This is a genomic window from Candidatus Obscuribacterales bacterium (assembly GCA_036703605.1).
GTDB lineage: Bacteria > Cyanobacteriota > Cyanobacteriia > RECH01 > RECH01 > RECH01.
In genome coordinates this window covers 1-8,616 of record DATNRH010000758.1, presented here as the reverse complement: position 1 = coordinate 8,616, position 8,616 = coordinate 1, and the positions used below count along the sequence as shown (strand labels likewise).

At 53.9% G+C, this 8,616-nt stretch carries 8 protein-coding genes and 1 tRNA gene; 5 read left to right on the top strand and 4 right to left on the bottom strand.

Going from position 1 to position 8,616, the window contains the following annotated elements:
- Positions 1–202: 202 nt before the first annotated feature.
- The 3 genes from opcA to fbp form a co-directional block, all read right to left on the bottom strand.
- Positions 203–1,540 (bottom strand): glucose-6-phosphate dehydrogenase assembly protein OpcA, encoded by a 1,338-nt coding sequence (opcA, locus tag V6D20_15865; GenBank protein HEY9817256.1) that lies wholly within the window; start codon positions 1,538–1,540, stop codon positions 203–205.
- 87 nt (positions 1,541–1,627) lie between these two features.
- Positions 1,628–3,157, bottom strand: a complete 1,530-nt coding sequence (gene zwf / locus V6D20_15860) for a glucose-6-phosphate dehydrogenase (protein ID HEY9817255.1) — start codon at positions 3,155–3,157, stop codon at positions 1,628–1,630.
- 81 nt (positions 3,158–3,238) lie between these two features.
- The gene (gene fbp / locus V6D20_15855; GenBank protein HEY9817254.1) at positions 3,239–4,306 is read right to left on the bottom strand and encodes a class 1 fructose-bisphosphatase; all 1,068 of its coding nucleotides are present in this window, start codon (positions 4,304–4,306) and stop codon (positions 3,239–3,241) included.
- A 411-nt stretch (positions 4,307–4,717) separates the two neighbouring features.
- On the opposite strand from fbp, the gene V6D20_15850 reads away from it, so the two are divergent.
- The 5 genes from V6D20_15850 to V6D20_15830 all read left to right on the top strand — a co-directional run bounded on the left by V6D20_15850 (position 4,718) and on the right by V6D20_15830 (position 7,800).
- Positions 4,718–4,897 (top strand): hypothetical protein, encoded by a 180-nt coding sequence (locus tag V6D20_15850; protein HEY9817253.1) that lies wholly within the window; start codon positions 4,718–4,720, stop codon positions 4,895–4,897.
- Positions 4,898–4,927: 30 nt separating this feature from the next.
- Positions 4,928–6,160, top strand: coding sequence for a homocysteine biosynthesis protein (locus tag V6D20_15845; GenBank protein ID HEY9817252.1), 1,233 nt, complete (start codon positions 4,928–4,930; stop codon positions 6,158–6,160).
- Between the two features lie 52 nt (positions 6,161–6,212).
- Positions 6,213–6,926: an NnrU family protein gene (locus V6D20_15840; GenBank protein HEY9817251.1), complete on the top strand. Its 714-nt coding sequence runs from the start codon at positions 6,213–6,215 to the stop codon at positions 6,924–6,926.
- 46 nt (positions 6,927–6,972) lie between these two features.
- A complete protein-coding gene (locus V6D20_15835; protein ID HEY9817250.1) occupies positions 6,973–7,695 on the top strand; it encodes an HAD family phosphatase in 723 nt (240 codons plus the stop codon).
- 32 nt (positions 7,696–7,727) lie between these two features.
- Positions 7,728–7,800: transfer RNA gene (locus tag V6D20_15830), tRNA-Ala, on the top strand.
- A gap of 207 nt (positions 7,801–8,007) precedes the next feature.
- Here V6D20_15830 and V6D20_15825 read toward each other — a convergent pair.
- On the bottom strand, positions 8,008–8,616 hold a 609-nt coding region (locus V6D20_15825; protein ID HEY9817249.1), incomplete at its 5' end, for a hypothetical protein.

The following is an 8,616-nucleotide window of genomic DNA, read 5'->3' as shown; positions in this document are numbered from 1 at the left end:
CAATCGTTAGCAGATGCTGTCCAAGAGGCATTTAGAATAGCGTCCTAACCAACTCTTTCTTTGCTATAGAGGGGCGTTCGATCCTAGATTTCTATTTCGGCATTGCTGAATAGCAATATGATATCGCAGGTTTTTGCATAGAGTCTTAGCGCTTCTAGCAAAAGATTCATACTCTGATTCAGCAACACCTTTATCTCTATTCTTAGCGATCGCGCAAAGCCAGGATATCAGCCGTAACGGCCAGGCTTTCCTCATAAAGCATATCTCGACCCCAGCGCTGCAATTGCTGGCTCATGAGGGCCTCTGCCCGTTGGTCAGACAAGGCACTCACCTGCTCTGTGCGGCAAGATTGGGCGCTGCCGCCGGCTTCCATGCGCATACAGCCGGTCGTTTCTGAACAGAGGATGGTGCAACAATCGGCGTTGTGATTGGTGGAGGTAAGGCGGATACCGACGAGGTCACCCATGATTTCGCCCCAGTCGGCGGTGGGGATGGCGGCTAGTTCGGCCTCGATTCGCCGATGGTTAGCACCTTCAAAGTAAATGTGCCGCAGGTCGTAGTCGCCGCCGGTAGCTTGATACTCCACGGGTTTCCAACCTAGGCGGCTGGCCAACCAGCCGAGATACATGAGGGCTTGGGCGGCATTACCTTTTTCATAGTCAATAGCAATTTGATCCATTTCGGCCAGAGAGTCACGGCGCTCTGGTGGATCAAACGCTGCGGCAGTCAATTCTTGCCAAGGAGACAGACGATGCCAGTTGAGGTCTGCAATGAAGGTATTTTGCTCAATCAAGTGCTGCATTTTGAGCAGTTCCGACTCAGCATCGCTAAAGTAGCTGGAATCTACGATAATGCAGTTGGTTTCGGTGGTGAGGCTTTGGAATAAGGTTTGTTCTGGGTTGGGGGTTGCTTTCCACCAAATAAATTTAGGCAGGTCAGGAATCATCAAGGATGCGACGATATCGCTGACTCGTTCTAGGGCGGCTTTAGTACCCCGTAGGGTGATGTATTCACAGCAGACTAGGTTGCTGCCTGTGCCGCCTTTTTGCACGGGACAGTAGGCGGATACCTGGGCCGATACCCCTTGGTCGTCGCCTAGCACTGGACAGAGGGTAATGATTCGGCAGGGATTCTGGGCAGCGATCGCATCACTGATGCTGAATCCCCGAGCATTCAGGTTGGTAATCTGGGTGCGCTCGTCCGGCTGCTTGGCAAATTCTTCCCGTAGGCGGGATAGGGTGGTGGGATCAACCCGTCCCGTCACCCGCAAGTTATAGGCAATTTGGGCTTCCTTCACCGCTGCTTTGGTGAGGGGGCCATGGATACCGTCGATGGGGCCGGAGTAGAAGCCCAGCCCTGCTAGGAGTTGCTGAAACTCTTCCGGCTCATAAACCACCATGCTAAAGGTGGCGGCGCGGGTAGCGATGGGGGTGCCGCTGCCGCTATTTTGGCTCAGCCAAATTTTGCTCAGCTCTGTCTCGATTTCGTGGAGCGAAATATCCTTGGGCTTCTGAAGCGCCACAATTGGGGTCGGTGTCATACGTGTAGATTCCTCAGTTAGCTAGACATGATTCGCGCAATACCTCTACCTCTGGGGAGGCGATCGCCTCCCCCACCAGTTCAAGATCTATAAGCGTCGCCAGCGCCGTTCATCTCGGTTCAGCAGCATTTCTGCTTCCACGGGGCCCCAGGTGCCAGCTTCATAGAGAGAGATAGCGTCCGGTGGGGCGGGCGCATCCCATACCTGCAATAAAGGCGTTAAGACCCGCCAAGAGGCTTCTACCTCATCGCCTCGGGTGAAGAGGGTTTGATCCCCCAACATGCAATCGATCAACAGGCGACTGTAGGCATCCGTGCTGGGTTGCCCAAAAGCCGCGTCATAGCGGAAGTCCATATCCACCGATCGCGTTCGTAGGGAATTCCCTGGTGTTTTTACCTCAAACCGCATGGCGATCCCCTCATTGGGTTGAATCCGCAGCGCTAGCACATTGCGGTTTACCTGCTTAGCAGCCGACTGGAACATAATGTAGGGCACCTCGCGAAAGTGGATGGAAATCTCCGACACTTTCTTAGGCATCCGCTTGCCGGTACGTAGATAGAACGGCACCCCTTTCCAGCGCCAGTTGTCGATGGACAGCTTCAGAGCCGCATAGGTGGGTGTGGTGGAATCGGGTGGAGCCCCCTCTTCACTACGATAGCTTGGAACGTCCTGTCCCTTCATCCAGCCTGAGGTATATTGCCCCCGGACGGCAGAGGCGTCAATATTGTCAAGATCAGCTAAACGGGTAGCCTGTACCACTTTCACCTTTTCATTGCGCACACTGTCGGCATCCAGGGAGTTAGGTGGCTCCATGGCCGTAAGACAGAACAACTGCATTAGGTGGTTTTGCACCATGTCCCGCAGGGCTCCGGAGGTCTCGTAGTAGCCCGCCCGTCCTTCCAGCCCCACGGTTTCCGCCACGGTAATCTGCACATGATCGACAAATTGGCGGTTCCACAAGGGCTCAAAAATGGCGTTGGCAAAGCGAAAAACCAGGAGATTCTGAACCGTTTCTTTACCGAGGTAGTGGTCAATGCGGTACACCTGCTCTTCCGAGCACACCTGCTGCACGACGCGGTTGAGCACCTGGGCACTGCTGAGGTCTCGGCCGAAGGGCTTTTCGATCACTAAGCGTTGCTTAGCGGGATCGCTCAACATGCCCGCGGTTCCCAACTGCTGGGTGGCTTCGGCAAAGAAGCGCGGCGCAACGGATAGGTAGAAAACGCGATTGCCTCGGGTACCTCGCTGGTCGTCCAACTCGCCTAGGAAGGCTTTGAGCTTATGGTAGCTGGAGGGGTTGTCGATATCGCCAGAACAGTAGAAAAGTCCTTTAGCAAAGTCATTCCAAATCTCTTCGGAGACAATGCCGCCCCCAAATTCTTGAATCCCTTTGTAGGAATGCTCACGGAAATAGTCATGGCTCCAGTCACGCCGCGCGACGCCCACAATGGTTAGCTCTGGAGGCAGTTTGCGCTCCAGCTTCATTTGATAGATGGCTGGAATCAACTTACGGTGGGTGAGATCACCGGAGGCCCCGAAAATCGTGAGAATTTGAGGTTCGGGAATGCGGTCTTGCTGAAGACCAACGCGCAGGGGATTTTCGAGCGAGGTAACCATAGGCGGGGTTCACTATAACAAGGGATAAACAAGACGTGTGGGGAAACGAAGGGAACGATTCTATCTCAAGGCTGAGCAGGATTAGGGATGCTTAAGCATGACATCTTGCTCCCGAGTGCGTTCTTGAATGAAGGATTCAACGAGCGCTACATCGTCCTGGCTGCCGATAATCAGGGGTGTGCGGGTATGAATGCGATCGGGGATCACGTCCATAATGTTCTGGGTACCGGTGCTGGCCCGCCCCCCGGCTTGCTCCATCAAGAAAGCTAAGGGTGCAGATTCATACAGCAAGCGTAGTTTGCCCTCTGGGTTTTTCACCGTGCCGGGGTACACAAACACGCCGCCTTGGAACAAAATCCGATGGAAGTCGCCCACCAGTGCGCCGCTATAGCGAGCGGTGTAGCCTTCGTGGCGATGGACGTAGCGAATGTAGTCGCGGATGGAATCGTCCCATTGCCAAAAGTTGCCTTCGTTGACGCTGTAGACAGGGCCGTGGGTGGGCACTTGGATATTTTCGCTAGACAGAATGAACTCGCCTAGGCTGGGGTCGAGGGTGAAGGCATGAACGCCCTGACCGATGGAGTAGACCAGCATGGTGGTGGGGCCGTAGAGCACGTAGCCAGCGGCAATTTGCTGGTGACCATTTTGCAGCAGATCGGCAGCGGTGCCATCGAGATCCTCACCCTCTTGGCGACGAATGGCAAAGATAGAACCTACGTTGAGGTTGATATCAACGTTGGAGGAGCCATCGATGGGGTCATAGAGAAGGGTATAGCGGCCGATGGGACAATTTTCTGGGATGTAGTAGGGGTTTTCCATCTCTTCTGACGCCAAGCGACAGACTAAGCCGCTTTGTTCGAAGGCGGAAATGAAGACTTGGTTGGCATAGACATCCATGCGCTTGACGTCTTCACCCTGCACATTGGTGCGTCCGGTGAAGCCGAGGGCATCTTCCACTAAGCCTGACCGATTAAGGCGACGGGCCACAAGTTTAGCGGCCAGGGCGATGCGGTTCATCAAGGCACTGAGGTCTTGGGCATCGGTGGAAAAGCTATGGAGCTGTTGCAGAACATGGCGCGACAGGGTTGTACAGTCGCGATCGAGGGCGTACTTATGGGTGAATTCGAGATCGTGGGCTGGATCAGCCATGATGGATTCCTTCCTGAATTGCGTCGGGGCGATCGCCTTGGGCTAGAGGATGGAACACGGGCACAGGATTATGCGCTGATGGGTGAAGAATGGTGATTGCCCATGTTTCAGAGCCGATCGCTCTTCCTCCTATCTTAAGAAGGTCTTCTCAGAAGCGAACTGAACTTTAGAACAACTATAGAAAGGAGCCGAGTTTTTGGGCAGAATGTTGCTGCTGCATCCGGGTGGCTGGCTAGATTTCCCTGGGTTTGAGGGGCGATGGGGATGAAATCTGGGGGCGATCGCGCGTTGACAGGCGGCTAGGTGTAGGATGTCACTAGCTGATGGAGACGCAGCGTTGAAGTTTAGACCCCGGTCTGCTGCGATCCCATCGGCTGATTCTCTCGTTGTGATGACTGTGGTGTTAAGTACGTGGTGTTAAGTACTCTGGCTAAGGTTTTGCTGGCATCTTTGGTGATTTCCCTGGCCATTAAGTATGGTGGCCCCTACCTACCGTTGACGGGCACCTCGGCCACCGCCGCTGTGATTGTGGTGGCTCCGTCTATTCTGGTGGCGATCGCCCTGGGCTGGGATGCCTGGTCGCGCCGATAAGTCTTCCCTGAACTATGGAGTGCTGCACCGGTGATACGAACCCTGGCAGAAATTAACGAAAAAATTGAGCGGCAGACGGCGGTTGTTTGGACGGTGGAGGAGCTGAAGGCCCGGGTGCTGGAGGTGGGGGTTGCCCAAGCGGCCCAGCAGGTAGACGTGGTAACCACGGGCACCTTTGAGACGATGGAGTCTTCCGGAGCGATCATCAATCTGGGGCATACGGATCCGCCGATTAAGATTCGCCAATGCTGGCTGGATGGGGTCTTGGCCTACTCCGGGTTTGGGGCGGTGGATTTGTACATTGGTGCGACCCAGCCCTGTAGCTATACCGGGCCAGGGGATCTGTCCATGGTGGAGGACAGTAAGGTGGATGAGCCGGTGGGGCAAAAAGGGCGCGATCGCGGCGGCGGGCATGTGATTGCAGATTTAATTGCCGGTAAGCCGATTCACCTGCAGGCGATCGGCCAGGTGACGGACTGCTATCCTTGCCCGTCCTTTGAAACCACCATCACCACCGATACGATTAACCAGTTCTACCTGTTTAATCCCCGCAATCTCTACCAAAACTTCATTGTGGGCGTCAATGGGGGCGATCGCCCGCTCTACACCTACCTAGGTCCGCTGCAGCCGCGCCTCGGCAATGCTGTTTATTCCAACCCCGGAGCCATTTCTCCCCTGTTCAACGATCCCGAACTCCAGCTGATCGGCATCGGCAGCCGCATTTTTCTGGGCGGCGGCATCGGCTATGTGTCCTGGGAAGGCACCCAGCATTTTCCCCTACAAAAACGATTGCCCAACCAAACCCCCATTGGCCCCGCCGCCACTCTGGCGCTCATTGGCGATGCAAAACAGATGTCGCCCAAGTGGGTGAAGGGCTGCTATTTCAAAAGCTATGGGCCATCCCTGATGATCGGCGTGGGGATTCCTCTGCCGGTGCTCTCGGAAGCCGTTGTGGAGCGTTGCGCGGTGCAAGATCAGGACTTGGTGGCCCCGGTGGTAGACTTTTCCATTCCCCGGCGGGTGCGCCCCACCTTTGGTCTAGTCAGCTATGCCCAGCTCAAGTCTGGACGCATCACCCTAGAAGGGCGATCGGTGCGCTCTGCCCCCTTGGCAAGCATTTACCTCTCGCGCCAGGTGGCCCTAGAACTCAAGCAATGGATCGAAGCCGGTACGTTTACCCTGACAGAACCCGTGGCTCCCATCCCCAGCGATCGCACCTTCCGCGCTCAAGATCGCTGGAGTCCACAGGTTTCGCTGGATTAGCCTCTAGCGTTAAGCTAGAACGTGGCGTATCGAACTCCCTGTCTAAAACTCTATGACCCTCCCTTGGTTGACCTCCAGCCATTTGATCATGCTGGCCCTGCTGGCTGGATTTGCGATCGCCCATAGCGGTCTAGCATCCCTGCGATCGCGGGTAGAAGCAGTGATTGGGGCACGGCTCTACCGCGTCTTATTTGCCCTCGTCAGCATTCCCTTTGCCACGGTGCTGATTATCTATTTCATCAACCATCGCTACGACGGAGCGCAGTTGTGGAACCTACAGGGCGTGCCGGGGATGCAGTCGTTGGTGTGGATCTTATCGGCGGTGTCGTTTATCTTTCTCTACCCCGCGACGTTTAACCTGCTGGAAATTGCCGCTATCCAGAAACCCCAGGTACATCTCTACGAAACGGGCATCATTCGCATCACCCGCCATCCCCAAATGGTTGGCCAAGTCATCTGGTGCGTAGCCCATGCGCTGTGGCTGGGGACAACCTTTATGCTGGTGACTTGCCTGGGTCTCATTGCCCATCATCTATTTGGCGTTTGGCATGGCGATCGCCGCCTCTTGGCGCGCTATGGTGACGCGTTTACCGCTGTGAAAGAACGGACGTCGGTGATTCCCTTTTTGGCGATCGCTCAAGGTCGGCAAACTTTGAAACCGCTGGAATTTTTGCGCCCCTCCTATCTGGGAATCGCTATCTTTATCGGCTTGCTGTGGTGGGCCCATCCCCTGCTGATCACCTCGACCAGCCGCCTGTCGTGGTAAACCCATAGGGTACGCTAAAACATGTGATGACGATTGACGACGTGTTATGCCGCTAAAAGCTGTATTGTTCGACTGTAGTGGTGTGATCATCCACGATGAAGAGATCCGCAAACAGTTGCTGGAAGAACTCCTCCTAGATGAAAATCTGCGACCCAACGGGGAAGAATTTGCGCCCCTGTGCCTAGGCCGGAGCGATCGCGATTGTTTGACAGACTTGTTTGAACGGCGCGGGCGGATCATGAACCAGGATTATCTCAAACGGTTGTGCGATCGCAAAGCGGAGCGCTATCAACGCCTGCTGGACGATCAAGCCAAGTTGCCGATCTATCCAGGGCTGACGGATTTGCTCTACCAACTGCGGACGTTGCAGGTGGCGATCGCGGTGGTGAGTGGCGCGTCGCGGTCTGAGGTCGATTACGTGATGCAGCGCAGTCACTTGGCCGATCAAGTCAATGCGGTGATATCAGGCGAGGACTACCTAGTGGGGCCGCCGGAGCCGGATGGTTACCTGACAGCGATCGCTCGCTTAAATGCCCAGCAGCCCAACCTCAACCTCATGCCAGCGGACTGCTTGGTGATTGAAGATACACCGGCGGGCATCCAGGCAGCCAAGGCGGCGGGCATGTCGGTGGTGGGGGTGGCAAATACCTACCCCTATCATATGATGCAGCGGCAGGCGAACTGGGCCGTGGACTATTTGACGGAGCTGGAGCTAGATCGGGTGCAGCAGGTGTTCAATGGGGCCGAATTGCGTCAATCAGTAGGGTGAAGCTAGGAAGGTCAATGGTAAAATAGCGGCAGGGGGAATTAGCTCAATTGGTAGAGCGCTGCGATCGCACCGCAGAGGTAAGGGGTTCGAATCCCCTATTCTCCATTTTCTCTAGATCCCAAGACGCATCAGCTAGAATAATCCCAGAGTTGAAGGTTTGACGATGGCAGAGGGGCGATCGCTTAGCTTTAGAGTGCCAGGGCCCATCACAACTAGTGATATACACCTCAGTTAGAGAATCTCAAAATTGAAAACTTTATGAAAACACAAACAGCTTTTCAAAGGCTGTTCAACTCTTTCAGCACATTCTAATCACTCTTTGAGTAATTGTTGGTTAGACCATCTTTCAAAAGATGAGAATATGCCTAAATTTGGAATTTCTCTGGCACAGAAAAAGCCAGCGGGCAGCAAACATAGAATCAGAATGGCAGCAGAAATCTTTTCTAAGTTAGTAAGTTTAAGCCCTTCAATATCTTTTGTCTTCAAACCTTTGAGGCGAGCATCTAACCTAGCCTTCCACCTTCTCCCTAAAGACATATATGATAAACATCTATTCTTAAAAATCTCAGCATAAAAATTTTGATTTCTAATATTGCTCAACTGGTAATCTTTAACACAGCAATTAAACTGCTCCACTGCCTCTTTGTGCATCTCTTCATTAGCTAACAATAAAGCATATGAAAATTCAGACAGACAACGCCCCGCGTAAGCAGTCAGCACCATGACTCTGTCGTAGGTCTTTGGATTATTTATGATTTTAGAATAAGAGTTTATTGAGTTTTCATAGTCTCCCAAAGACTCATATGCCTTAGCAAGTCCCAGATAAGCTTCAGCACGACTAGCTACTTTTCTGGCTGCATATTTAAAGTCTTCAACAGCCTTGCTTGGCTCTGCGGCATAGGAAAGAAGTATATAACCACG